General features: G+C 62.0%; 20 protein-coding genes. 17 read left to right on the forward strand and 3 right to left on the reverse strand.

Going from position 1 to position 26,982, the window contains the following annotated elements; genetic code table 11:
• Positions 1-401: 401 nt before the first annotated feature.
• The 9 genes from F8N62_RS27845 (at position 402) to F8N62_RS27885 (ending at position 10,462) form a co-directional block, all read left to right on the forward strand.
• On the forward strand, positions 402-1,760 hold the full coding sequence (locus F8N62_RS27845; RefSeq protein ID WP_150713684.1) for an MATE family efflux transporter: 1,359 nt from the start codon (positions 402-404) through the stop codon (positions 1,758-1,760).
• Positions 1,761-1,786: 26 nt separating this feature from the next.
• The gene (arsN2, locus tag F8N62_RS27850; RefSeq protein ID WP_150713719.1) at positions 1,787-2,230 is read left to right on the forward strand and encodes an arsenic resistance N-acetyltransferase ArsN2; all 444 of its coding nucleotides are present in this window, start codon (positions 1,787-1,789) and stop codon (positions 2,228-2,230) included.
• A gap of 182 nt (positions 2,231-2,412) precedes the next feature.
• The gene (locus F8N62_RS27855) at positions 2,413-2,865 is read left to right on the forward strand and encodes an Ohr family peroxiredoxin (RefSeq protein ID WP_150713685.1); all 453 of its coding nucleotides are present in this window, start codon (positions 2,413-2,415) and stop codon (positions 2,863-2,865) included.
• A gap of 70 nt (positions 2,866-2,935) precedes the next feature.
• Complete coding sequence (locus tag F8N62_RS27860; protein WP_150713686.1) at positions 2,936-3,388, forward strand: Ohr family peroxiredoxin; 453 nt, start codon at positions 2,936-2,938, stop codon at positions 3,386-3,388.
• A gap of 139 nt (positions 3,389-3,527) precedes the next feature.
• Positions 3,528-4,097, forward strand: a complete 570-nt coding sequence (locus F8N62_RS27865) for a YceI family protein (RefSeq protein WP_150713687.1) — start codon at positions 3,528-3,530, stop codon at positions 4,095-4,097.
• A 96-nt stretch (positions 4,098-4,193) separates the two neighbouring features.
• Positions 4,194-4,739 (forward strand): sigma-70 family RNA polymerase sigma factor, encoded by a 546-nt coding sequence (locus tag F8N62_RS27870; RefSeq protein ID WP_150713688.1) that lies wholly within the window; start codon positions 4,194-4,196, stop codon positions 4,737-4,739.
• A 26-nt stretch (positions 4,740-4,765) separates the two neighbouring features.
• Complete coding sequence (locus F8N62_RS27875) at positions 4,766-5,695, forward strand: FecR family protein (RefSeq protein WP_191632457.1); 930 nt, start codon at positions 4,766-4,768, stop codon at positions 5,693-5,695.
• Between the two features lie 224 nt (positions 5,696-5,919).
• Positions 5,920-8,415 (forward strand): TonB-dependent siderophore receptor, encoded by a 2,496-nt coding sequence (locus F8N62_RS27880; protein WP_150713690.1) that lies wholly within the window; start codon positions 5,920-5,922, stop codon positions 8,413-8,415.
• Between the two features lie 826 nt (positions 8,416-9,241).
• A complete protein-coding gene (locus tag F8N62_RS27885; RefSeq protein ID WP_150713691.1) occupies positions 9,242-10,462 on the forward strand; it encodes an MFS transporter in 1,221 nt (406 codons plus the stop codon).
• Between the two features lie 2 nt (positions 10,463-10,464).
• Here the strand turns inward: F8N62_RS27885 and F8N62_RS27890 are convergent, their stop codons facing one another.
• From F8N62_RS27890 to gspG, 3 genes are all read right to left on the reverse strand, one after another.
• Positions 10,465-11,352: a LysR family transcriptional regulator gene (locus F8N62_RS27890; RefSeq protein ID WP_150713720.1), complete on the reverse strand. Its 888-nt coding sequence runs from the start codon at positions 11,350-11,352 to the stop codon at positions 10,465-10,467.
• A gap of 207 nt (positions 11,353-11,559) precedes the next feature.
• The gene (locus F8N62_RS27895; protein WP_150713692.1) at positions 11,560-12,747 is read right to left on the reverse strand and encodes a type II secretion system F family protein; all 1,188 of its coding nucleotides are present in this window, start codon (positions 12,745-12,747) and stop codon (positions 11,560-11,562) included.
• Between the two features lie 12 nt (positions 12,748-12,759).
• Positions 12,760-13,194, reverse strand: coding sequence for a type II secretion system major pseudopilin GspG (gene gspG / locus F8N62_RS27900; protein WP_150713693.1), 435 nt, complete (start codon positions 13,192-13,194; stop codon positions 12,760-12,762).
• Positions 13,195-13,388: 194 nt separating this feature from the next.
• On the opposite strand from gspG, the gene F8N62_RS27905 reads away from it, so the two are divergent.
• The 8 genes from F8N62_RS27905 to F8N62_RS27940 all read left to right on the forward strand — a co-directional run bounded on the left by F8N62_RS27905 (position 13,389) and on the right by F8N62_RS27940 (position 26,946).
• Positions 13,389-13,997, forward strand: coding sequence for a lytic transglycosylase domain-containing protein (locus F8N62_RS27905; protein WP_150713694.1), 609 nt, complete (start codon positions 13,389-13,391; stop codon positions 13,995-13,997).
• A 276-nt stretch (positions 13,998-14,273) separates the two neighbouring features.
• Positions 14,274-20,117, forward strand: coding sequence for a manganese-oxidizing multicopper oxidase MnxG (gene mnxG / locus F8N62_RS27910; protein ID WP_150713695.1), 5,844 nt, complete (start codon positions 14,274-14,276; stop codon positions 20,115-20,117).
• 300 nt (positions 20,118-20,417) lie between these two features.
• Positions 20,418-22,370, forward strand: a complete 1,953-nt coding sequence (locus tag F8N62_RS27915) for a YncE family protein (protein WP_150713696.1) — start codon at positions 20,418-20,420, stop codon at positions 22,368-22,370.
• Positions 22,371-22,383: 13 nt separating this feature from the next.
• The gene (locus F8N62_RS27920) at positions 22,384-23,046 is read left to right on the forward strand and encodes an SCO family protein (RefSeq protein ID WP_150713697.1); all 663 of its coding nucleotides are present in this window, start codon (positions 22,384-22,386) and stop codon (positions 23,044-23,046) included.
• Positions 23,043-23,663, forward strand: coding sequence for an SCO family protein (locus F8N62_RS27925; RefSeq protein WP_150713698.1), 621 nt, complete (start codon positions 23,043-23,045; stop codon positions 23,661-23,663). Before F8N62_RS27920 ends, F8N62_RS27925 begins: the two co-directional genes overlap by 4 nt.
• A 9-nt stretch (positions 23,664-23,672) precedes the next feature.
• The gene (locus F8N62_RS27930) at positions 23,673-25,223 is read left to right on the forward strand and encodes an ABC transporter substrate-binding protein (RefSeq protein ID WP_150713699.1); all 1,551 of its coding nucleotides are present in this window, start codon (positions 23,673-23,675) and stop codon (positions 25,221-25,223) included.
• Positions 25,224-25,238: 15 nt separating this feature from the next.
• Positions 25,239-26,192 (forward strand): peptidylprolyl isomerase, encoded by a 954-nt coding sequence (locus F8N62_RS27935; protein ID WP_150713700.1) that lies wholly within the window; start codon positions 25,239-25,241, stop codon positions 26,190-26,192.
• Between the two features lie 220 nt (positions 26,193-26,412).
• Positions 26,413-26,946, forward strand: coding sequence for a response regulator (locus tag F8N62_RS27940; RefSeq protein ID WP_150713701.1), 534 nt, complete (start codon positions 26,413-26,415; stop codon positions 26,944-26,946).
• Positions 26,947-26,982 lie beyond the last annotated feature (36 nt).

Here is a 26,982-nt window from a genome sequence, read left to right on the forward strand (position 1 = left end):
TGCCTCTGGGATTATCCATAAGGTGATCATTAGGCGAGCGCGGCTAGAAGCGGTTCAAATTTTTTGACGGTCGAGAGTGGCCTACGCTGGAAGGCAGGTTATAGAAAAAAGGGGACGGATTTATTTTCCCGTCCCTGAAAAATAGATCCGTCCCCTTTGGTTCCTTTGGTGTCCCCTTTGGTTGTCCCTTTGGTTACCGTCCCCTTTGGTTATCTCGTCGACACACCCGACAAGGGTGAGGGTTTCCGAGATTTGTGTAGGAATTTTATGGTCGTCCTAGGACCTTTATTCAATATGGCCAAACGACCAAACCAGCGCCAAAGCATCCATCCAACTTTGTTCATCCCCGCTCACGCTATCCTCTAGAATCCAACTCCGCACCCGAGACGGACCTCCACCCAATGCAAACCCCAACCACCCCAAACCCCCTCTGGAAAACCTACCTCCTTTTCCTCGCCCCCATGGTCCTCTCCAATTTTCTCCAATCCATGTCGGGCACCGTCAACAGTATCTACATCGGCCAAATGCTCGGCACTCAAGCCCTGGCCGCTGTTTCGGGCATGTTCCCCATCGTGTTCTTCTTCATCGCGCTGGTCATCGGCCTCGGCGCAGGGGCGGGTGTGCTCATCGGTCAAGCCTGGGGTGCCAAAGAAGTCCATCTGGTGAAAACCATCGCCGCCACCACGTTGCTGCTGGGCGCAATCATCGGGCTGACAGCGGCGGTGCTGGGCAGTGTGTTCGCCCGCCCGGCCTTGCAGGGTTTGGGCACGCCGGCGGATGTGTTGGACGACGCGGTCGCCTATGCGCACGTGATGATGTGGATCATGCCGTCGCTGCTGGTTTACGTGTTGTTTACCCAATTGCTCCGCGGGGTGAGCGATACGGTGTCGCCGCTGGTGGCGTTGGTGGTGTCGACGTGTATCGGGTTGGCGCTGACGCCGGCGTTGATTCGGGGGTGGTTCGGGTTGCCGATGATGGGGATTCAGAGTGCGGCGTATGCCGGGTTGGCGGGGAACCTCGCGGCGATGGGGTGGTTGGCGTGGCGGTTGATTCGGCGGGGGCATCCGTTGGCGCCGGATCGCGAGATGTTTGCGGCGATGCGCCTGGATCGGGTGATTCTGGGCAAGGTGTTGCGCATTGGTTTGCCCACCGGGTTGCAGATGGTGGTGTTGTCGCTGTCGGAATTGGTGATTCTGGCGTTGGTGAATCAGCACGGTTCGCAGGCGACGGCGGCGTATGGGGCGGTGACGCAGATCGTCAATTACGTGCAGTTTCCGGCGTTGTCGATTGCGATCACGGCGTCGATTCTCGGGGCGCAGGCGATTGGTGCCGGGCGGGTCGAGCGGATCGGGCCGATTTTGCGCACCGGGATGTGGATCAATGTGTGCCTGACCGGTGGCCTGGTGCTGTTGGGTTATTTGCTGTCGAACTGGTTGCTGGGGTTGTTCCTGACCGAGGATTCGACGCAGGCGAAGGCTGAACACTTGTTGCACATCATGCTCTGGAGCCTGTTGGTATTTGGTTTTCAGGCGATCATCGGCGGGATCATGCGTGCCAGTGGCACGGTGTTGGTGCCGATGGCGATTTCGATTGTGTGCGTGCTTGGGGTGCAGTTGCCGGTGGCCTATGTGCTGGACGGACAATTTGGATTGCAGGGTGTGTGGATGGCGTTTCCGGTGGCGTATCTGGGGATGCTGGTGTTGCAGACGTTGTATTACAAATTGGTCTGGAAGCATCAGAAAATCGAGCGGTTGGTGTAGGCGCGTAGGGGGCAGCGGTCGTGAATATGCAAATGGTCAAAGTCGATGATGACGCTCTGGATCAACTGCGGCATGAGCTGCGTCAGGCAGGATTGCCCTGCGATGATGTGAGCCAGCCCGGACGGCAGTTTTACCGTTTTGAAGTGGAGGGCAAAACGGTGGCCTTTGGAGGGCTGGAGGGTGCCGCACCCGATATGTTGCTTCGCTCGGTGGTGGTGTGTAAGTCGCATCGCGCAGAGGGACTGGGCACGCAGGTGCTGCAGGCACTGGAGCAAAGTGCCGTTTCCCAAGGTGCATGCCGACTGCATCTGTTGACCCAGGGAGCAGCCGGGTTTTTCGCCACCCATGGCTATGAACGGTGCGACAGGCAGGAAGCGCCGGGCGCCATCAACGAAACAGCCCAGTTCAAACATCTGTGCCCGGCGTCGGCGAGCTATCTTCGAAAAACGCTGAGTACCGTCCTTGGATAGTGTTGGGCTCGGGCAGCGGTCGATGTAGACGAGCGCATGCACCGGGTGACTACCACTCGTCGACAAAGCACGTGAAGACCCATTGACACCAATCCGTCTCTGAGCGAATATTTATATATCGCGTACGACCTAATCGAATGCGGCACAAAACCAAACCCATTGCACCGTAGAGGATTCACCCCATGAGCAAGATCGATAAAGTCCTGGCCACCGGCAAAACCCACACCACCGCCAGCGCTGCCGGCATCACTTCGCGTGGCCATGACGGCAGCCTCGACATCACCCTGTCGACGCCCGGCACCGCCAAGCCAGCCCATGTGTTTGCCGCGACTCAGCCGCACCCGACGGCAGAGCAATTGTTCGCCGGTGCCTGGTCGGCTTGCTACACCGCAGCGGTCGGTCTGGTGGCGAATGACTTGAACGTGGTGTTGCCGGCGGGTCTGGCGGTCGAGATCGAAGTCGATTTGGGGCAGGGCGGTGCGGAGTACTTTCTTCAGGCGCGTTTGACCCTGCGTGTACCGGGCCTGTCGCAGGAAATTGCCCATACCTTGGCGCACACCGCTGATCAGATCTGCCCTTACTCGAAAGCAACTCGCGGCAATATTGATGTGGCACTGAACGTTATTACTGCTTAATTGTTATCTAATACATCGCGTGCGATAAAAGCGCACGCGCAAACAACTGTATAATCTCAGGAGCATCGTCATGAGCAAGATCGAAAAAGTACTCGCTACCGGCAAAACCCACACCACCGCCAGCGTTGCCGGGAAAACCTCGCGCGGGCATAACGGCAACCTCGACATCGTGCTGTCGTCGCCGGGAAGCGCCAAACCGGCACACGAGTTCGCGAACGTTCTGCCGCACCCGACCGCCGAGCAATTGTTCGCCGGCGCCTGGTCGGCCTGCTACTCCGCCGCTGTCGGGCTGGTCGCCCAGAACTTGAAGGTGACGCTGCCGGAAGGGACGGCGGTGGACATCGAAGTTGATCTGGGCCAGACCGGTGACCAGTATTTCCTCCAGGCGCGATTGACCCTGCGCGTGCCGGATCTGTCACCTGAGATCGCGAATAAACTTGCCCACGGCGCCCATGAAATCTGCCCGTACTCCAAAGCCACACGCGGCAACATCGACGTGGCGCTGAACGTCATCACCGAGTGATGCCACCCATGGCCGGTTCGACTGCGCGACGCGGTTCGCGCCGGCCAGTGGCACAAACCACGGATCTTTGCTTTATTCCATCTGTGGCGGGCCCGGGCATGCAGCCCTCAGTGCCTACGCACCCCGCCCGGAGAGTCCCATGCCCCCTCGCTTTGCGCTTGCCGCCACCTGGGTTGCCGCGCTCACCTTCAGCGCGCTGCCCTGCGCGGACGCGGCGGTTTATAAGCAGGTCAACGCGACCGCCAGCACCCTTTCCTTTACCTACAACCAGTTCAGTTCGCGGGTCTACGGCACCTTCAGCCGGTTCGAGGGCACGCTGGATTTCGACACGGCGAACCCTTCAGCGGCGCAGGCCGGGCTGACGATCCAGCTCGACAGCATTGATGCCGGCAGCAGTGACGCCAACGAGGAACTTAAAAAACCGGCCTGGTTCGACACGACTAATTCCCCCGTGGCGACCTTTGAATCGACCGTCGTGAAATCGCTCGGTGGCAACCGCTATTCGATCACCGGAAACCTCACCCTGCGAGGCATCACGCGCGTGGTGCAAGTGCCGGTGCTGCTGAAGGCCGAGAACGCTATCGGCATCTTCGATGGCCAACTGACGCTCAAGCGCAGCGATTTCAAAATAGGCGAGGGCGAGTGGGCGGACACGGTGGTGTCCGACGATATCAACATCCGCTTTCGCATGGTCGCGCCGCAGCAGTAGGGTGCAGGTCGCGACTTTACGTCGCTTGCTCTGCCATGGTTTTGCTGTCATCGTTTGTGCGACTGGTAATCTTTCTTATTTGAGAAATTTTTTCGTATGCGCGATGTTTCCGTGGCTGATCACGACTTCAACCGTCGTCAGCAGACCTTTACCGAGCTCTACAGTGACCATCATTCCTGGTTGCATGGCTGGCTGCGGAAAAAACTCGGCTGCTCGCAACGCGCGGCCGATCTGGCCCATGACGCGTTCATTCGGGTGCTCACCCTCGCCGAACCGCACACCATCAAAGAGCCGCGGGCATTTCTGGCGACGATGGCGGGGCGCTTGCTGATCGATGGCGCGCGGCGTCGGCGGATCGAGCAGGCCTACCTTGAGGCATTGGCGATCCAGGCTCACGACGCTGGAATGCCCGACCCGGAAGCGATCCATGTCGCCCTTGAGGCACTGGAAAAAATCGCGGTGATGCTTGCCGGGTTGCCGGCCAAATCCCGCGAGGCGTTTTTGCTCAGCCGGCTCGACGGCCTCACTTACAGCGAAATCGCGATTGAATTGAAAGTGTCTGCCAGCACCGTAAAAAACTACGTCGCCAGTGCGCTGGTGCATTGTTACAACACCTTGTACGGGGCGGATCAACCGTCGTGACGCGCCCTCATCCACCTTCTGAAAAAATGATCAGCGAAGCGGCGTATTGGCTGACGTTGCTGCATGACGATCTGTCCACCGAGGCCGACCGCCAGGCCTTTGATGCCTGGTGCGAGGCGGACCCGCGCCATGCCGTGGCACTTGAGCGCATGCGTGGTTTGTGGGGCAGTCTTGACGATCTGCCCGCCGCGCCGGCGCGGGTTGCGCTCAAGCAGGCGTTTGCCCGGTCGGGGCCGAAGGCGTCGGGTCGCAGTGCTCAAGCGCTTGCATTGTTTGGCGTGTTGTTCTGCGGCTGGATCGGCCTGGACAACCTGCCCGTGTGGCTGGCTGATCAGCGCACCGGTTTCGGCGAGCGACGCGAGGTGGCGTTGGCGGATGGCAGCCGGATTCAGCTCAACAGTCACTCGGCGCTGAACGTGAAGTTTGACGGGCACCAGCGGGTTATCGAGTTGCTGGAAGGGGAGATGTGGGTCGAGGTGGCCAAGGACGCGCAGCGTCCGTTTGTGGTGCGCACGGATCAGGGCACGGCGACTGCCCTGGGCACGCGTTATCTGGTGAAACGTGAAACCGAGGGTTCGACCGTGGTCAGCGTGCTGGAGTCCGTGGTTGCCGCCAAGGCCAATGGCGCCGAGGCGGTGAACGTCGCGGCCGGTGAGCAAACCACGCTCAGGGCGGGCAAGGCACTTGCACCGAAACCGATCGGCAACAGCGACCCGGATGCCTGGACCCGAGGTTTGCTGAAGGTTGATGACCGTCCGTTGAGCGAGGTGCTTCAGGCGCTTGCCGGTTATCGACGCGGGGTGGTGCGCTACGACGAACAGGCGCTGCAAGGGCTGCGCGTGTCCGGGGTGTTCCGCCTTGATGACACCGATGCGGCACTCGCGACCCTGGCCGACAACCTGCCGATCAAGGTCGAGCACTTCACCGGTCTGCTGGTCCTCGTCAAACCCCTCTGACAACGAATAACCCTGTAGGAGCGAGCTTGCTCGCGATGGTCGTTAACGAAAACGCGTGCTTCCTGAATCAACATGGCGTCTTCGAATCCATCGCGAGCAAGCTCGCTCCTACAGAGGTGCTGCGGCGATCCAAAAATTATTAATGCAAATCGCTCGCATTCGTTGTCTGTTTTTTCGACATGGCCGTCATGGTTAGTAACGCCTTCCATTTCGCAGGATTTCCCATGTCACGCTTTGCTCGTCCTTTGCATCCACTGGCGCTTTCAGTGGCGATGGCTTTTGTCGCGGCGCCACTGATGGCCGCCGAATCGCCGGTCGTGGATTCCCACACCAGCGCCGTGCGCAGTTTTTCGATTGCCGCCGGGGATTTGAGCCAGGCGCTGAACAGCCTGGCCGAGCAGGCGGACCTGGTGCTGGCCTTCGACCCGGCTTTGACGCGCGGCAAACGCAGCAGCGGCGTGAGCGGATCATTCAGCACCCACGATGCCCTCGCGCACGTGCTGCAGGGCAGCGGCCTGAACGCCATTGCATTGTCGGCCACGCGCTATCGCATCGAGCCTGTGCCCGAGGCCGTCGAAGGTTCTCTGGAGTTGCAGGCCACCAACATCAACGGCGCGTATGCCAGCGAAAGTCCCACCGGCCCGGTGGCGGGTTACGTCGCCACCCGCTCGCTGACCGCGACTAAAACCGATACGGCGCTGAACGAAACGCCGCAATCGATTTCCGTGGTGACCAAGGATCAGATGCGCGCCCAGGGCGCCATGAGCCTCAACCAGATTTTGCGCTACACCGCGGCGGTGGTTCCGGAAACTCGCGGCTCAACAGCTTCGCGACTGGACCAGATGACCCTTCGCGGCTTTTCCCCGGCAGTGTACCTGGACGGCCTGCGCATGCCTGGAAGCCGTGATGCATCGCCGCAAAAAGATGCCTTTGACCTGGAGCGTGTCGAGGTCCTGCGCGGGCCGTCGTCCGTGCTCTACGGGCAGGCCAGCCCAAGTGGCGTGGTGAACATGGTCAGCAAGCGGCCGCTGGACACGCCGTTCCATGAAGTCGGCGTCGAGTACGGCACGTTCAACAAGAAGCGCACAACGTTCGATTTGAGCGGCCCGATTGATGATCAAGGGGTTTATTCCTATCGCCTGGCCGGTCTGTACGACGACGCCGACGGCCAGCTCGAACACACCGAAACCCGGCGTCAGGCCATTTCCTCTGCCTTCACCTGGCGGCCAAGCGCAGACACTTCGCTGACGTTGCTCGGGCATTTCCAGAAAGACCCGAAAGCCGCTTCGTACGGTTCGATGCCGGCGTGGGGTTCGGTACTGGACAGCCCGATCGGGCGCGACATCGACGTCGATTTTTATGACGGCGACAAGGATTTCGAGAAGAGCGACCGCGAGTATTTCTCTGTCGGTTACCTGTTCGAACATCACCTCGACGACGTCTGGACGTTGCGTCAGAACGCGCGCTATCTGCGCAGCGAAGGCGTGTATCGCAGCCTCTACAGCAGCAACCTGCGCGCCGATTACCGCACGTTGACGCGCTCGACCATTGCCACCGACGTCGACCTCGATTCCTATGCCCTGGACAATCAGGCCCAGGCCAAATTCGACACCGGGCCGGTGCAGCACACCGTGCTGTTCGGCACCGATTACCAGAACACCAGCACCGACACCAAATCCGGTTTCGGCGCGGGTCCGACGCTGGATATTTTCGAGCCGGTCTACGGCGTTCCGGTGACCACACCGACGTTCGCTTCTGACGCGACGCAGCGCAACCAGCAGAAGGGTTTGTACCTGCAAGACCAGCTGAAGTGGGACCAGTGGGTGTTGTTGCTGGGCGGGCGTTATGACTGGGCGAACAACCACAACAGCTCGTTGAATTTGCGCAATAACCTCAAGACCAAAACCTCGCTGGACAGTGAGGCGTTTACCGGGCGCGTGGGCCTGGTTTACCTGTTCGATAACGGTATTTCGCCGTATGTGAGCTACTCGGAATCGTTCGAGCCGCAGTCGGGCACCGGCTACGGCGGTTCGGTGTTCAAGCCGACCGAGGGCAAGCAATACGAGGTGGGGGTCAAGTATCAGCCACCGGGCAGTAACAGTTTCATCACCGCGTCGATCTACGATTTGCGCCAGAGCAACGTGCCGACGCTTGATCCGGATCCGACGCACCTGTGCGGCACCGGGCGTTGTCAGGAACAGAGCGGTGAAGTGCGTTCTCGTGGTTTCGAACTTGAAGGCAAGGCCAGCCTCAATGACAACCTCGATATCACGGCGGCGTATGCTTATCTGGACAACCGCATCACTCAGTCCAACAGCACGGTCAGTTATGCGCCGCTGACCGATGTTGCCGTGGGTCCGGCGGTGTCGGCCAAGGGCACCACCCCCTATGCCGTGCCTCGCCATACCGGCTCGGTGTGGGCGGACTACACCTTCCACGACGGGGTTGCCAAAGGTTTCGGGGTGGGCGCCGGTGCGCGGTATGTCGGGTCGTCCTGGGGTGATACAGCCAACACGTTGAAGGTGCCGGGCTACACGTTGGTGGATGCGGCGTTGCATTACGACATTCCGCACATCAACAGTCTCAAGGACAATCTGCGTCTGGCGTTGAATGCCAGTAACCTGGCCAACAAAGAGTATGTGGCGTCGTGCTTCTCCTACTCGTGGTGCTGGTATGGCGCACAGCGCACGGTTCAGGCGAGTGCGACGTATCAGTGGTGATAGTCCCGCAGGTACCCGCGCCCCCTGTGGGAGCGAGCCGGCTCCGGGCGGTGTTCCGACGAAGGCGGCCTGATGGTTACCACATTTCCCCGGATGAACTCGGTCCTATTGTGGGAGCGAGCCGGCTCCGGGCGGCGTTCCGACGAAGGCGGCCTGACAGCCGACCACGTTCTTCAGGTGTACATATCCATTCCTGGGTAACGGCTACCTAGGGTTTCGCCCTTACGGCGACTCACTTTTGCAGACGCCCAAAAGTAAGCAAAACGCTTCGCCCCGGCGTCCGGCCCCTCGCCAAGGCTCGGCGTTCCCTCGCTCCGGTCCTGCTCCGTGGGCCCGCTGCCATCGGCCATCCATGGCCGGGGGCAGCTAGCCCGGCATCCATGCCGGGCTGCCCACTGCGCAGAACCTCCACTCGGCCTCCCGAAGGGGCGGGTAGATCAAAATCAAAAGCAGGATCAAAAGCGCAAGGCGAGCTAACGCTCGGCCTTGTGGTTTGGTTGGGGTTGGCACAGTTTTCATTGTGGGATCGAGCCTGTTCCGGGCGGCGTTCTGACGAAGGCGGCTTGCAACCGTCGCAATTTCCCGGACGTACCCGGAAACCCTGTGGGAGCTGGCTTGCCAGCGATCGCGTAAGTCCTGCACCCTGCGTCGCAGGGTTCGCCAGAAAGCCGGTATCTACTGGATTGTTGTTGTTTCGGGTAAATACGACCGCCGTCGGACTATCTGATTGCGGAGTGTTTGATCCAGAGTGACCGGAACGTCGCCCCATTTTTCCACAGCGGTGAGATGCCTAGCATGGCTCCACTTATTACTGTGGAGTTTTCCCATGAACGATATGCAGGCAATACCGGCCAGTGTTGCGCTCGATCAAACGCAGCCCTCTTCCTGGCGCGACTGGCTGTCGGTGTTTTCCGTGGCGCTTGGCGCCTTTGCGTTTGTGACGACAGAGTACCTGCCGGTGGGCATCCTGCCGCAGATCGCCAACAGCCTCGCCATTACCGACGGGACGGCCGGGTTGATGGTTACCGTGCCGGGGATTGTCGCGGCGGTCTCTGCGCCGGCGATTATGCTCGGGGCAGGGCGGTTGAACCGGCGGCATTTGCTGTTGCTGTTGACCCTGGTGCAGGTGGTGGCGAACCTGGTGTCGGCGTTCGCGCCCTCGCTAGTGGTGATGCTGTTGGGCCGGGGTTTGTTGGGTGTGGCGTTGGGTGGGTTCTGGGCGGTGGCGATTGCCGTGGCCGCGCGTCTGGTGAGTGAATCCCGGGCAGCCAAAGCCACGGCGCTGATTTTTGCCGGGATCACAATGGCGACTGTGTTTGGGGTGCCGTTCGGCACATTTGTCAGCACCTTGTTTTCCTGGCGCGTGTCGTTCGCGGTCGCGGCGGCACTCGCGCTGTTGGCGTTGATCGCGCAAGGGCTGACATTGCCTTCGTTGCCTTCTCGCGAAGGTTTGCGCGTGGGCGCGCTGCTGGGTTTTCTCGCGCGAAAAACCGCGCGACGCAGCATGTTGCTGTTGGGGCTGGTGGTCGCTGCACACTTCTCGGCTTACACCTACATCGCGCCATTCCTCGGCCGTGAAGCAGGTTTCTCGGCGAGTGCAATCACTTCGATTCTGCTCGGTTTCGGCTTGGTCGGCATGTTGGCCAACTTCGCGATGGCCCGTGGTTCGGCCCGGCACCTTCGGGCCTCGTTGGGCGCGGTGGTGCTCTTGATGGTCATCGCGCAATTGGCCTTGCCGCAGTTACAGGCTGTGGGCGTGGTGCTCGCGGTTTTGCTGTGGGGCATCGCTTATGGTGCGATTCCGTTGGGCGTGAGCACATGGATGCAGCTGACATCGCCGCAATTGCCGGAGGCCAGTGCAGCCATGCTGGTCACCATGTTTCAGGTGGCCATTGCTACGGGCTCGCTGCTCGGTGGTTTGATGGTTGACCATCACGGCGTGCCGTCTGCGCTATGGCTCGGGGCCGCAATTGGCTTGCTCGGACTGGCGGTCATGCTCAGTTTCGGCGTGGGCAAAGCCCCGATTGCCGAGGCCCTGCAACGCTGAGTTCAGGCTTTCAGAATGTTGTCTTTGAAGTAGTCGATCAGCACCCGCAATCGGGGTGCGGTCTGCCTCGACGCAGGCCAGAGCATCCACAAATGGCCGCTGTGGTCGGTGTAATCCTCCAGCACCACTTTCAGCCTGCCATCAGCCAATGGTTGGCGGATTGAAAAATCCGGCAGGCAGGCAATCCCCACGCCATCTAGCGCCAGGTGCAGCAGCGGATCAGTCGTGGTGCAAATCATGGATTTGGTCAGGTTCGGCTCGATGTGCGTGTCGCCGACGCGCAGCGGCCAGCGTTCGATCATCCCGGTGGCCGGGAACTTGTGCAGCAGGCACACATGACGGATCAAATCGTCAGGGTGCGTGGGCGCGCCATGCCGTTCCAGGTATTCGGGTGATGCGACCAATTGCAGTTGAAAACCGCCCAGCTTGCGCGCCATCAGCCGCGAATCCTGTGGTGCGCCGGTGCGGATCACCGCGTCGAAGCCTTCCTCGATGACGTCCACCATCCGATCGGACGTGTCCACGTCCAGCTCAATGTCCGGGTAGGCGCGGATGAACCCCGCCAGCACTGGCATGATCAACACGTTCTGGATCGGCACGCTGATGCGCACCTTGCCGCGCGGGTTGGCGGACAATTCCAGCAACTCCATTTCGGCGGCTTGCACTTCACTGAGGATACGTTTGCAGCGGTCGAGGAACAGCTCGCCTTCAGTGGTCAGGGTGACGCTGCGGGTGCTGCGATGGAACAGGCGGACACCCAGGCGTTCTTCCATGCGCGCAACGCTTTTGCCCACCGCCGAGGAGGAAATTTCCAGCAGGCGGCCGGCTGCGGTGAAGCTGCGGGTCTCGGCCACCTGAATGAAGGCCGTGATACCGCTGAGGCTGTCCATCATGGGGGGCTCGATGCGGGGAGGGATCACGCAGAGTAGAGGTTGGTGGGGGATTTGCAAAGCGGGGGATTTAGACACGTTGACGCCTTCGCGAGCAGGCTCGCTCCCCATTAGATCTTCAGTGAATACCCAATCGGGTGCTCGACGAAAATCCACTGTGGGAGCGAGCCTGCTCGCGGAGGCGGTCGTACCTTGTGGTCGGGTGTATCAGTTAATGCTTGAGGCCAGTTCGAATATCGGGATGTACATCAGGATCACGATGACCCCGATCAGCAGGCCGATGAAGGTCATGAGCAGGGGTTCGAACAACCGCACGAACCATTCGATCCAGCGGCTGATTTCTTCATCATAGAAGTCGGCGCTGCGCTCCATCATTTGCCCCAGGTTCCCGGACTGTTCACCGGCGCGCAGCAAGCGCAGGGACACCGGGGTGACCAGGTGATTGAGTTCCAGCGCGGTCGACAGCGATTGCCCTTCGCGCACCCGTTCGCAGGCCTGGTCCAGGCGCACGCGGGAGGCGGGGGTGAGCAAGCCGCGAACCATGCCCATGGCCGTGACGAGGGGAATGCCGCCTTGCAGCAGAATTCCCAGCGAGCGGTAGAAACGCGCCAGTTCATACATGAAGATGCGTTGGTGCACCGCCGGGAGTTTTTCGATGACCCGGTCCACGCCGCGACGAAAAGCCGGCTGGCGTTGCAGGAAGGCGAGGGCGATGACAAGCGCTGCGAAGGCGCCAAAGAATTCGCCTTGGTGGGCGTGCAGGAACATCCCGCCGCTCATCAGGATCTGCGACAGCCACGGCAGGTTATTGCCCAACCCTTCAAACACCAGGCTGAATCGCGGCACCACGTAGCCCATCAAAAACAACACCACGCCACCTCCCACCACCAGCAACAGCAGCGGGTAGATCGAAGCGCTGACGATCTTCTGGCGAACTTCGTCCATGCGCTGGCGATAGCTGACATAGCGGCCCAGGGCTTCACCCACGGCGCCGGTCTTTTCACTGGACTGTACCAGCGCCACGTACAACGGCGGGAACACCGCCGACAACTGGCCCAACGCCTGGGAAAACGATTTGCCCTCGTAGAGCAGGCGCACCAGTTCACTCAAGGTTTTGCGCGCCTGGGGCGCGGTTTCCTTTTCCGCCAGGCTTTCCAGCGCATCGATCAACGGCAGGCCGGCATTCAGCAGGGTGGTCAGTTCCTGGCTGAACAGCACCAGGTTGAAGGTTTCGCGCTGGCGGATGCGCAACGCCCGCCAATGCCGCTCGGCGTGCAGGCTGACCACGCGCAAGCCCTGGTCTTCGACGATGCGCCGGGCTTCGCTGTGGCCCGGCGCTTCGACGGTCATCGCGACCACGCCGGCCTTGCCGACCGCTTTGAGATGAAAGCGCATGGTCGTCTCCCGTCATTGCCAACTGGCGACTTCGGCGTTTTCACCTTCGCCGCCGGGTTGACCGTCCTTGCCCATGGACAGCAAGTCGTACTCGCCGTTTTCGCCGGGGTAGCGGTAGGTGTAATTACGGCCCCACGGGTCCTGCGGCAGCTTTTTCTGCAGGTACGGGCCGGTCCAGCGGGTTTCGTCGCTCGGCGCGATGACCAGCGCCTGCAAACCCTGTTCGGTCGACGGGTAATGGCCGACCTCCAGGCGATACAAATCCAGTGCCTTGCCCAGGCCTTCGATTTGCGCCTTGGCCACCTTCACCTCGGAGCGGCCCAACTGGGCGAAATACTTCGGCGCGACGATCCCGGCGAGTAAGCCGAGCACCACCAGCACCACCAACAATTCGAGCAAGGTAAACCCGCTTTGGGTACGCGGGGCACAACACAGACGCTGATTCATGATGACCTCACACAGTCGGCAGAAGGGTCGCCTTCACCCTTATGCAATTGCCATGCTCACCCTTTGTCATCTTGCTGAACCCCCTGAATTACCGGCCTTCGCGCAGTCGGCACAGTGCTTGCGTATGGCTGGTTGACTACCGGCCATTGGGGCAATTGCCCCGTTTTTCGGGGCCGGTCAGGGGAGACAAAATAATGAAAACACTCACCACAGGACTGCTCGGTTGCCTGCTGCTGGCAGGCACCGCCCAGGCCGATGTGTTCGTTTCCGTGGACGCCAAGGGCAGCTACGTTTTGTCCAACGTCCACCGGCCCGGACGCACCTACGAACGGGTGATTCCCGAGCCCGAAAAAGCGCTGGTCAGCCTTGATCAGCAGCCGCAAATGATCGCCGCCCGGCCCTATGCCGAGCTGGTCTCGGCGGCAGCCACGGCCAATCAATTACCGGCGGCCCTGCTACACGCGGTGATCCAGGCCGAGTCGCGCTACAACGCCGATGCGACATCCCCCAGAGGCGCCGGAGGGCTGATGCAATTGATGCCCGACACCGCTCGGGAAATGGGGGTGAAAAACGTCTACGACCCGAAAGCCAACATCCAGGGCGGGGCCAAATACCTCAAGCGCCTGCTGACCCTGTTCGACAACGACATCGCGCTCGCCGTGGCGGCCTACAACGCCGGGCCGCAAGCGGTTTTGAGCCGTGGCGGAGTGATTCCACCGTTCGCTGAAACCCAGCGCTATGTGCCCAGCGTGCTGCGCCAATACCGGCGCTTGCAGGGCCTGGCCGTGGACGCGCCGCTGTGAGTGGGGGAGGCCCCCATATGTGGGGGGAAGTCAAAAGATCGCAGCCTGCGGCAGCTCCTACGGGAATACGCCGAGCGAATGTAGGAGCTGCCGCAGGCTGCGATCTTTTGATCCTGGACCCGGAAACCGGGGAAACGGGTGGGGAATTTCCCCCGAGTTGTTAAGTGATAACTGTAACTAACTGAAATTAAACATAAACATTTATGGCATGCGGATTGCTCTGGGGTTGTTGTCGAGAATCATTCCCTGTGAGCATCTACAGCGAGGACCGTGATCATGACCGGCTTATCCCACGCTCCGTCATTACTGAAAATGCTGCTGTTGGTGGCGCCGATGCTGGGCATCGAGCTGGCCGAAGCAGCTGTGCGCTGCGAGCGCAATCTCGTGGCCAACGTCGTGGCGCTGGATCAGCCGCTGATGTTCAACCGCCTCGGCGCCCAAAACGCCAACGGCATGATGTTCGCCTTGCGACGTGACGTGGTTGATGACCATGAACGTTCCCTGGCCAACGGCGGCGCGGCGGTGCCGGGCAAAGTCTCGCTGCGACCGGACAAGCGCCCGCGTCCGCTGGTGTTGCGGGTAGCTGCCGGTGACTGCCTGACCATCAACCTGCAAAACCTCCTCGCGTATCAGGCCAACCCCGGCAGCCACGATGGCGGCGAGGAAGAAGAGGAAGAAGAGGGCGAGATCGAAGGTGAAGTGCCCGTCGGCGACGTTGATCAATTCAAAGTCGATGAGCAGGTCACCGACCGCCACGTCGGCTTCCAGGTCAACGGCCTGCAAGCGGTGAACAGCATCGACGACATCGCCTCCTACACCGGGCGCAACGCCAACACCCTGATCGCCCCCGGCGCCACTCGTTCCTACACCCTGTTCGCCGAACGTGAAGGCGCCTTCGCCGCCAGCAGCCGTGGCGCGACCTTCGGCGGTGAAGGCGATGCGGGCAACGTCGCCAACGGCCTGTTCGGCCAAGTGGTGGTCGTGCCCAAGGGCGGCCGCACCTATCGCAACACCGTGACCGAAGAAGAAATGCGTCTGGCCACCACTGGCCGCGCGCCGACCGGCCAACCCATCGTCGATTACCAGGCGCGCTACCCGCAGCGCGAACCGTGGATCCGTGAAGGCAAGGCCGGCACGCCGATTATCAGCATGGTCGACGGCAGCGAAATCATTTCCAGTGAGAGCGACGCAGTGGTGATGGGTGGCAATGCCGACGGCAGCTTTGCGCCATCGACCTATCCGCTGGAATCCATCGGCAAACGCAACCCGGCGCTGCCCAACCGGCTGGAAGCGTTCCGTGATTTTGCCTCGCAGTTCCAGGATGAAACCGCCGCCACCCAGGCGTTCCCCGCGTACTGGGCTGACCCGGTGATGGCCCACGTGCTGGAGCCGACCCGTGATTCCTTCATGATCAACTACGGCTCCGGCGGCATGGGCGCCGAGGTGGTGGCCAACCGCTTGGGCGTCGGGCCGATGCACGATTGCCTGTCCTGCGCCTATGAAGAATTCTTCCTCAGCTCGCACACCGTCGGCGACGTGGCAATGCTCGTGGACGTGCCGGCCAACGCCGGTCTCGAAGGCATTCTGCCGGGGCAAGTGCCGAGCGCCGATCAGATCGGGGTCAAGGCGACGATGGCGCTGTACCCGTCCGAGCCGTCCAACGTCAACCACAGCTACATCGGTGACTTCGTCAAATTCCGCAACACCCACAACGGCCACGAGCAGCATATTTTCCACTTGCACGGGCATCAGTGGCTGTTCAACCCGAACGACGACAACTCCGACTATGTCGACGCCCAGGGCATCGGTCCGGGCGCCGGCTACACCTATGAAATCGCCAACGGCGGGTCGGGCAACCGCAACCGCGTGGCCGGTGATGCGATCTATCACTGCCACTTCTATCCGCACTTTGCCCAAGGCATGTGGAGCATGTGGCGCGTGCATGACGTGTTCGAAGAAGGCACCCGACTCGAAGTGTCGCAACAGGGCGAAGACGGCTATCACAGCGAGCCTTACGCCTTGCGCAGCGGCAAACCGGCCGCCGGTTCCCGGGCCTTGCCCGATGGCGAAATCGTTGCCGGCACACCGATTCCAGCCGTCGTGCCGCTGCCTGGCAAAGCCATGGCACCGATGCCGGGCAAAGTCGCGGTGGTGCCGAAAATCGGCGCAACCCTGGTGGCCGGTCATGAGGATGATGAAGAGGACGACGACGATGACGGCGAACACCATGGCGGCAACGGTGGCGCGCACGCCATCGGTTCGCTGGCGCTGGTGGATCGCAGTGAAGCCAACCGCAATGCCGACGGCAGCCTGAAAAACCCTGGCTATCCCTTCTGGATCGGCGGCATGGAAACCTCGGTCGGCCAACGCCCACCAACCCCACCGCTGGACATGCTCGACGCGGCCACGGCCCAGTCCCTGAAAACCAGCGGCAACGCCCTGTGGGCCAACCTCGATCCGGCGTCGTCCGGTGGTTGGGACGGCGGTTTAGGGCGGCATTCGCTGGACGGATTCTCCTCCGGTGGCGAGGCGCAAACGGTGACCACGTCGCTGGATTTCTCCAAGGAAGTGACCCGCGCCAAACCGATCTACATGCCGGAAGAGGGCACTGAGGTCGAACAGGCGGCCATGGCTTTCCACGCGAAAAAAGACCACCCAAGCTACGCCTTGCTGCCCGGCAATCAAATCGTTGCGCGGGCGTTCCGCACCAACGGTGCCTTGCCGATCGCGGGCGCGCCTTACTACGAGCCGTGCATGGATGACCGGCAAAAACGCCTGACCAGCAGCGCCGGCACGGGTGAGTTTGCCAGCGGCGAGCGGGCCGACGGCATGTCCTACACCGGTTCCTCGACCTTCACCGCTGACCGTCCACGGGTCTACAAAGCCGCGAACATTCAGTTCGATGCGGTGTACAACAAGGTCGGCTACCACTTCCCGCAAGCGCGCATTCTGGCGCTGTGGGAAGACGCCTGGCCAGTGATCACCAAGCAGCGTCCACCAGAGCCGCTGGTGATGCGCATGAACACCTTCGATTGCGTGCAGTACCAGCAAACCAACCTGGTGCCGGCCATCTACGAGATGGACGACTATCAGGTGCGCACGCCCACCGACGTGATCGGCCAGCACATTCACCTGCCGAAGTGGGACCTGACGGCGGCGGACGGTTCGGCCAATGGCTGGAACTACGAGGACGGCGTGCTTTCCCCCGGTGCCGTGCAAGAACGCATCCGCGCGATTCGCGAGTTCAACCAGTGCACCGACACCGATCCGCGTGACGGCACACCGGCCTGCCCGAAAGCCAAAAATCACCCGTACTTCGGCCAGTTTGGCCGGGCCGACTGGGTCGGCGCGCGGACGGCCATGCAGCGCTGGTTTGTCGATCCGGTGATCAACACCAAAGGGGTCGACCGTGGCCTGGGGACCATTTTCACCCACGACCACCTCGGCCCATCGACCCACCAGCAGATTGGTCTGTACGCCACCGTACTGGCTGAACCGGCCGGTTCCACCTGGTTCCACGCCGAAACCGGTGAACCGCTGTACAGCGGCGCGCGGCAGGACGGCGGCCCGACCTCGTGGCAAGCGGTAGTCTCCACCGGTGACCTGGATGGCGACGGCAAGAACGACAGCTTCCGCGAGTTCTTCCTCGAATACAGCGACTTCCAGCACGCCTATGAAGCCGGTGTGTACGTCGGCGCCGGCCCCAACGGTATCCCCAACGCACAAGCGTTCCCAGCCACCGCCGACAGCTTCCGCTACGCGATCAACCCACCGGTGCGCAACAACGCCAGCACCTTGCTCGATGGCATCATTGAAGTGCAGGGCGGGATAGTGCCGGGTTGCCCGACCCGGCCGTGCCCACAGGCGATCTCGGTCGATGACCCGGGCATGTTCGTGGTCAATTACCGCAACGAACCGCTGGCCCTGCGCGTGTACGACCCGAACAAGGTCGGCCCGGACGGCAAGCGCGGCATGCAGGCCGACGGCCTCGGCGGCGACCTTGCGTACGCCATGCAAAGCCGTACCGACCGTGCGATCCCGGCGATGAACCTGGCGCCTAACCTCGTCACGTCAGCGACCGGTCCTACCGGCGGCACCACGCTGTTCCCGCCGCACGTCAACCGTGGCGGCGCCGAACCGGGCGACCCGTTCACCCCGATGCTGCGCACTTACACCGGTGACAACGTGCGGTTGCGGGTGCATGCCGGCGGTCACGAAGAGGAACACAACATCACCTTGCACGGGGTCAAATGGCTGCAAAGCGGTTCCGGCTTCGGCAACAGCTCCAACTCCGGCTGGCGCGCGTCGCAGATGGTCGGGATCTCCGAGCAGATGGGCTTCAACGCACCGGTCTCGATGCTCTCCAGTTCGGCGGCGACCACCGGCGATTACCTGTACTCGATGGACGCGTCCATTGAAGGCTACTGGAACGGCATCTGGGGCGTGATGCGCAACTACACGGCCCAGCGCAGCGACTTATTCGCCGTGCCGAACAACCCGAAACCGGCGGGCATGCGCAACACCGTGGCGTTCGATGGCTCCTGCCCGCGCTACAGCGCCAACCCCAATGGCATCGGCACCCGGCCGACCGTGCAACGCAACTATGAAGTGGTCGCGGCGCTGGCCAACGACATCCTGCGCAACCCGTTGAGCCTGAGCATCGGCGATCCTGCCGGCGTCGGCCAACACGTCGGCGGGCCGTTGAATCCGGCGGGCGGCACCCTGGTGTTCAACTCGCGGCCGGTGAATATCCCGCAGGTCACGGTGGTTGATCCGGAAGATGGCGAGACCATCACCGTCGGCGGTCAGAGCGGGCCATTGCATGACCCGACCGCGATCCTGTACGTGCGCAAATCCGACCTCGACCCGAGCACCGGCAAGCTGAAAGCAGGTGTACCGGTGGAACCGCTGGTGTTGCGCGCGGCGGCGGGTGATTGCATCAACGTCACCCTGGAAAACCGTTTGCCGATGATCATGCCGGACCTGACCCAGACCGCTGTGATGCAAGGCCTGGTCAAGCGTGACCGCAACAGTGGGCAGGGCTCGACGATCTTCACTAACAACTTGATCCGGCCGTCCAGCCACGTCGGTTTCCACGCCCAGTTGCTGTCGTACGACATCACCAAATCCGACGGCACCAACGTCGGCGCCAACCCGATCCAGACCGTTCCACCACGGGTCGGCAACAGCGGCGCGTACCCGACGCGTACTTACCAGTACTACGCCGGGCACCTGGAGCGTGAAGGCAAACCGGTCACGCAACTGGGCCGCAGTGTCGACAACATCAACGCCACGGCGGTGGAGTTCGGCGGGCTGAATATCACCCCGGCGGACCTGATCAAACAACCGCAGAAAGGGCTGGGCGGGGCGATGAGCATTCTGCCGATCGGCGCGACCTGGGTTGAGGATGCGCGCAAAACCAACGCAACCGTCACCGCACCGGGGCAGGCCGTTTACCGCGACTTTGCGATGGTCTGGCAAAAAGCGTTGAACATCCGCTGGGCCAACGGCCGGCCGGTGGAAGGCATTGCAGCTGAAGGCTTCGGGGTGCCCACCGATCCACAGGACAACTCGAGCATGGCCATCAACTACAAGGCCGAGCCGATGTGGTTCCGCTTCGGGCTGGCGCCGGACGCACCGTTCGGTCATGCCGACGGTGCCGGTTACGGCGACGTGCCGAACGCGCACATGGCCTACAGCAATGCGCTGATCGGCGCGGATCCACAAACGCCGGTGCTGTACGTGAAACCGGGGCAACCGTTCCGTACCCACATCCTGATGCCGAGCGGTGGCAGCCGGGGCACGACCTTCCAACTGGACGGTCACGTCTGGTCGGTCAACCCGTTCCAGTCAGAGAAGAGCGACACCGGCGGCTACCCGATGTATGCGCCAGGCGTGGGTTCGGTGCGGTTCGGCTACAACCCGATGTCGATGTACATCGGCGCCCGCGAAAGCATCCTGCCGGCGGCGCACTTCAGCTTCATGCACCCGAGCGCCGGGGGCAGCAACGCGATACCGGGCGACTACCTGTTCCGCGACTACGCCGCGTACGGCAACACCGCCGGGCTCTGGGGATTGCTGCGGGTAACCAACGAACCCGAACCGGCGCCAGCGCCGTAAACCGGAGGGCAGCCTCGCTCCTGTAGGAGCGAGGCCTTGAGGTGAAAGTGGTGGCTGGCACCACTTCTTTAGGGTTGCACCGTTGTGGCGAGGGGATTTATCCCCGTTGGGCTGCGAAGCAGCCCCAAAACCAGCATTGACGTTGAATCATGTACGCCGCAAGCAACGTTTTCACGACTGCTGCGCAGCCGAACGGGGATAAATCCCCTCACCACAAGGACTCGCTGCCACAAGGGGGCGGGTGTACCGCAAAGATGGCGACCGCAAGACAGGCACAGATCTGTAAGGGGATAAGGTGATATGAACAGGACCATTGGAACTGCCAGCTGTGCGTTGATTATCGGGCTAGCGCTGGTCTGGCTCGGCGTCTGGCGCACGGCGCCACCGGTGATGCTCGCCGAGGTGGCGTTGCCGGACACCTGGAGCGGACAAAAAATCGAGCGTGACGGCGTGGTGGTGACGCTGGAGCTGCGGCCATTGGCCGAGGACAGCATGCTGCGTGAAGGCCAGTTCGCCGACGTGCTGTTTCGCGTCACTGACAGCGCCTCGGGCCAACCGCTGTCGGGGGTCAATCCCGGCGCCTGGCTCGACCCGGAAACCGTCGCCGCCGACGCAGCCCAGGGCCGGGAAAAGAGCTGCAAATCACGGGTCGGGGTGTTCCTCAAATCGAGCATCGGTGCGCGGCCACTGCTCGACCTCAACAGTTATTTCCTGATGGTCATGAACCGCGATGCCAGCGTCTCCGTGGTTGACCCGTCGGTCTCGGTGGGCGGCATCACCAGCACCCTGGCGCGGATCGACATCAAACAAGCACCGATGGATTGGGTCACCACCCGCGACAACAAACGGGTGTTCATCTCGATGCCCACCGCCGGGGAGGTTGCGGTGGTCGACAGCGAACAATTCAAGGTGCGCGACTCGGTGGCCGCCGGCAGCAACCCGGTGCGCCTGGCCCTGCAACCGGACGAGCGCCTGCTGTGGGTCGGCAACAACGCCGCGAAGGCTGAAGAATCCGGCGTCACCGTGATCGACAGCCAAAGCCTCAAAACCCTCAAACATTTGGCCACCGGCAGCGGCCATCACGAAATCGCTTTCAGCAAGGACAGCCGTTTTGCCTTCGTCAGCAACCGCGATGACGGCACACTGAGCATCATCGACGTCGCCAGCCTGACCATCAGCAAGCAACTCAAAACCGGCTCCAACCCCTTGTCGGTGGCGTATTCGCCGCTGTCCCAGGCGGTGTACGTCGCCGACGGCAAGGACGGCACTGTCACTGTGGTCGACGGTGCCAGCCTCGAGGTGCGCCGCGTGATCAAAGTGAAACAGGGGCTGGGCCCGATGGGCTTCAGCGCCGACGGGCGTTTCGGCATCGTCCTCAACACCCTGGAAAACCAGGTGGGCGTGATCGACGCTGCCACGGATTCGCTGATCCATGAACTGGACGTGTCCGCCGAACCCTACCAAGTGGTGTTTACCAAGGCCTATGCCTACGTGCGCGGACTGGCCTCGGCCAAGGTCACGATGATCAACCTGTCGTCGCTGGGCCTGGGCCGCACGCCGATCAGCCAGGGTTTCGAGGCCGGGCCGCAGGCGCCACGGCTGGCCGGTGATCTGCCGCTGGCGTCGAGCCTCGCGGTGTCGCGGGACGACAACGCGGTGTTCGTGGTCAACCCGGTCGACAACACCACCTACTTCTACGCCGAAGGCATGAACGCCCCGATGTCCGGTTACCCCAATCGCGGCCAGGTGGCGCGGGCGGCGCTGGTCATCGACCGCAGCTTGCGCGAAGTCGAGCCGGGGCTGTACAGCTCGCGGATCAAACTGCCGGGCGCCGGGCGGTTCGACGTGGCGTTCCTGCTCAATCAACCGAACATTATCCACTGCTTCACCGCGGTGGTTGAACCGGACAAAAACCTCGCCAAGCTCCCCGGCGTACCCAAAGTCGAGTTCATGCTAGACAAGTCCACGGCCGCGCTGGGCAGCCCCTACACCGTGCGTTTTCGCATCGTCCAGGGTCAGCAAAAGACCCAGCGCAGCGGGGTGAAAGACGTTCAGGTGCGCTACTTCCGTGCCCCGAGTTCCCGGGCCCAGGCGGTTGCCGCCCGAGAGGTCAGCGACGGGATTTATGAAGCCCCGGTCACCCTCGACCAGAACGGCGCCTGGTACCTGCACGTGCGTGCGGCGTCCCTGGGCGCGAGCTTCGATGACAAGACTTTTGCCAGCGTTCGGGTCATGCCCGGCGACGCCCACTGAAGAGGAAATCGACATGAACCGATTCGCACACCGTGGACTGCTGACGTTATGCCTGTTGGCCGTCGGTATCGGCCAGGCCCTGGCGCACTCGGCGGACGAACACGCCGGGCATGAGATGCCGGCCAAAAGCGCCCGCTCGGAAAGCGCCCAGGTGAAATTCGCCGACGTCGCGCTGGTGGACCAGAACGGCCAACCGGTACGCCTGGAAAAAGACCTGGTGACCAACAAAATCGTGGTCATGAGTTTCATCTACACCAGTTGCACCACCGTGTGCCCGGTGGTCTCGTCGATCATGGGCAAGGTGCAAAAACAGCTGGGCGCGCGCGTGGGCACCGAGGTGCAGCTGGTGTCGATCAGCATCGACCCGCAGCGAGATGATGCCAAACGCCTGAACGAATACGCCCGCGCCTTCCAGAAAGGCCCGGGCTGGAGCTGGCTGACCGGCAACTCGCAATCGATCAGCGAAACCCTCAAGGGCCTCGGCTCCTTCAGCGGCGACTTCAAAAGCCATCAACCGCTGATCCTCGTCGGCGACGGCAACAGCCGCCACTGGACGCGCTACTACGGGTTTACCGACCCGGCGGTGCTGACCCGTGAAGTGGAAAAACTCAGCGGCCAGCGCAACGCCCACGCCAAGCACACCGCCATCGCCATGGACATGGAGCACCAACCATGAGAGCCCTCGACCGGATCACCTTGACGGCATGCTTATGCCTTTTCAGCGCAATGGCGTTTGCCCACGAAGGCCATCAGGACCCCACGCCAGCGGCCGCTGCCGCCCAACCGGCGACCGGCACCCGTGATGCGAAAACCTGGTTCACCGACACGCCGCTGCAAGACCAGAACGGTGAAACCCTGCGCTTCTACAGCGATGCGCTGCAAAACCGCGTGGTGCTGGTGAACGTGATTTTCACCAGTTGCAACGACGCCTGCCCGCTGATCACCCGCAAGCTCAAGGAAGTGCGTGAGTTGCTGGGCGACAAGGCCGACGGCATCACCTTTATCTCCCTTACCAGTGATCCGCTGCGGGACACCCCGGCGGTGCTCAAGGCTTACACCTTGAAACAGGGCGTTGATGGGCCCCACTGGCTTTTTCTTACCGGCGACAAGGCGCAGATGGACCTGGTCCTGAGCCGGATCGGGCAGATCGTGCCGACGCCCGAGCAGCATTCAACGCAACTGATCGTGGGTGACGTGGCCAACAAACGCTGGAGCAAGATCCGTCCCGATGCCCCGGCCGCCGCCATTGCCCAGCGCTTGCAGTTGCTGACAATGCCCGTGGCCGGCCGCTGAGCCTGCGCCATGAAAATAGCCCTCGTCCTTGTTGTGCTGCTGATCGGCGGCTTGCACTGCGCCGCCGACGCCTTGCCCCTGACCCCCAGCGAAAGCGCCGGCAAACGTTTGTACCGCGAGGGCGTCACCAGCACTGGCGCGCCGGCGATGGCGCGGGTCGGCGCGGCGAGTATGCTGCTGCCGGCCACCAGCCTGCCGTGCGCCAACTGCCATGGCGCCGATGGTTTGGGGCGGCCCGAAGGTGGGGTGCGTCCCCCGGATCTGAGCTGGTCGCGACTGACCAGCACTTACGGCCAGCAGCAGATCAATGGCCGCAGTTATCCGCCGTATACCGAAGGCACGTTGGCGCGGGCGGTGCAGGAGGGGCGCGACCCGGGCAACAACCGACTCGACCCGGCCATGCCGCGCTTCGTGCTGTCGATGAATGATCAGCGCAACCTCACGGCGTACCTCAAGCGCCTGGCCGATGAACGCGATCCCGGCCTGACCCCGGACAGCCTGCAGCTGGGCACGTTGTTGCCGAGTCAGGGACCGCTGGCCGATGAGGGCGCGACCGTGGCCGCAGTGCTCAATGGCAGTGTGGCGCGGATCAATGAAGCGGGGGGTATTCACGGCCGCAAGCTGCGCCTGACCATTCTCGATCCCGGCCCCGACCGTGCCAGCGCCGAGCAGGCGCTGGACCGCTTGATCGAGCAGGAACAAGTGTTCGCCCTGATCGCGCCACTGGCGCCGGCACTCGATATGCAATTGGTCACGCGCCTGGAGCGGGCGGGCATTCCGTTAATTGGCCCGCTGTCGTTGCAAGGCAAGGCCCAGAGCAGTCGGCAGATTTTCGAACCGCTGCCGGGCCTGCGCGAACAATTGATCGCCTTGGCCGACTACGCCACCGACAGTTTGCGCGTGCTCCAGGGACCGACGCTGATCATCTACCCCGACGACCCTGGCCAACTGTCGGCCGCGCAGAACCTCGGCCAGTACCTGCAAGGGCGCGCCTGGCAAAACGTCACGCTGAAAGCCTACAACCCAACGCATGAGGACCTGCCGCTGGGTTCGCGCTCGGTGTTTTACCTGGGCAGCGGGGGCGGGTTCAGCCGCCTCGCCGAATGCTTGCAGGAGGCGGGGCAGGTGCCCTACCTGTTCGCCACCTCGAATCAGGTCGCGGGCGATCTGTTGCAAGTGCCCAGGGATTTTTCCCGGCGGGTGTTTCTGTCCTATCCGTTCGTGCCCAGCGACTGGACGGTGGCCGGGCGCCAGGCCCTGACCCGATTACGCGAGCATCAGAAGATCGGCGGACAGCATGCGGTGCTGCAAGTCGCCGCGTTCAGTTCGATGCTGCTGCTCAGCGAAGGCATGAAGCAGGCCGGACGCGACGCCAGCCGCGAGAAGCTGATCAATGCGCTGGAAGGCCTGCATGACTTCGATACCGGGCTCACGCCGCTGATCAGTTTCGGCCCCGGCCGGCGCCTGGGTTTGAGTGGCGCGCACATCGTCACCGTTGACTTGCCCGATCAGCGTTTTTACCTGGTCGCCCCTTACAAACCCGTTGCCGCGACACCCTGACTGGAGGTCTCGATCATGAAGCTCAAAACGCTGCTGATTCTGCTGTCGTGCTGGCTGCCCGTGGCGTTTGGCAGCAATGGCCCGGCCGCCGCGCGGGTCAATGGTGAGGAAATCTCCGAATACCGCCTCGAACGCTATTTTGCCGAGTACCTGGAGGATCAGGGCCGGGCGCTGGGCAGCATTCGCAACCCCAAGGCCTACAAGCAATTGCGCCGCAAAGCCCTGGACGCGCTGATCGACCGCGAGTTGCTGTGGCAGGAAGCGGTCAAGCGTGGCGTGGTGATCAGCGATGCCACGGTGCAAAGCCAGATCGAGCAGACCCGCCAGGCCATCGGCGGTGCCGAAAAATTCGCGCGACGCCTGGAAGACGCCGGTTTTGATGAAGCGGGCTTTACCGAGTACACCCGCCGGGAACTCGCGGCGCAACAGGTGTTTGCCGACTTGCTCAAAGTCGCTGAGCCGGACGAAAAACAGGTCCGCGCTTTCTTTGAAGAACACCGCGCCGAGATGAGTCGGCCGGAACAAGTGCAGGCCCGGCACATCCTGGTCAAAGTCCCTCAAGGAGCCGATGCCGCCACAGTTGAAGCGGCGCGACTACGCTTAGTAGAGATGCGGATGAAAATCAGCCACGGTGCGGACTTTGCCGACGTCGCCCGAAGCGGTTCCGAGGATGCCTCGGCCAGCGCGGGCGGGGAGCTGGGTTATTTTCCTCGCGGGCGCATGATGCCGGAGTTCGAAGCCGCTGCATTTGCCCTCGCGGCGGGAGACGTCAGTGAACCGGTGCGGACGCCGCTGGGCTGGCATTTAATCTATTTACAGAACCACGAGGACGCAGCCGATGTCCCAGAACAGCAAGGGCTTGAAATGGTCAGGGCTTACCTTGGCCGACAGCAACAAGCCTTGGCGCGTCAAACCGTTCTGGGGCAATTGCGCTCGAACAACCGGATTGAACGGATTGACGAGAATTGAAGGTTCCCCCCCAATAGTGGGGGAAAAGCTGAGAGGCCATTCCGTGTGCGTCCCCGCCTTTGGGGGGCGGGTTTCTGGTCGAACAGGCTTTTCCATGAAAATCAATGATATGCAGCGATGAAACAACCGGCGCTCAGCCTGGCATGAAGTGTGCGTTAGCCTCAGTAAGGCGCGCTCTGCCAGGTTCGTAACTCGGACCTGCGGTTTCAAGGAGTCCACCTTGTTAAACAAAGTACTGGTTGTCGAAGACGAAAAGTTGCTTGCACAAAACCTCCAGGATTATCTGCAGGCGCAAGCGCTGGAAGTCCGGATTGCACATGACGGTGCGACGGGTATCGGTGAAGCCGAACAGTTTGCACCCGATGTGATGGTGTTCGATTACCGCTTGCCTGATATGGAAGGTTTTGAGGTGCTCGATGCCGTCCGCCAGAACAGGAACTGTCATTTTGTGCTGATTACCGGGCACCCGACCGCTGAAGTCTGTGAGCGGGCCCGGCAACTGGGAGTCAGCCATATCCTGTTCAAACCCTTTCCGTTGGCGGAATTGGCCCGTGCAGTTTGTGACCTTCTGGGGATGCAGCGCGAACCCAGAGCAGGCATGAGCATATCCGAAGGTTTTGTCGAACGACGCCAGAGCAGGACCGAGAGTTTCCCGCTGCAGTTGTACGACGGCAGTTGGGTGCTGGCGGATCGTCGACGAAGTCTATCGACCTCCATGGCACCAGACGACGAACAATTGCTCACCGGGAAGTAGTGGCGCGACCAGCCGTTGCGGTAACCCCCGTAATTG

Source organism: Pseudomonas fluorescens, from assembly GCF_902497785.1.
Lineage (GTDB): Bacteria > Pseudomonadota > Gammaproteobacteria > Pseudomonadales > Pseudomonadaceae > Aquipseudomonas > Aquipseudomonas fluorescens_BO.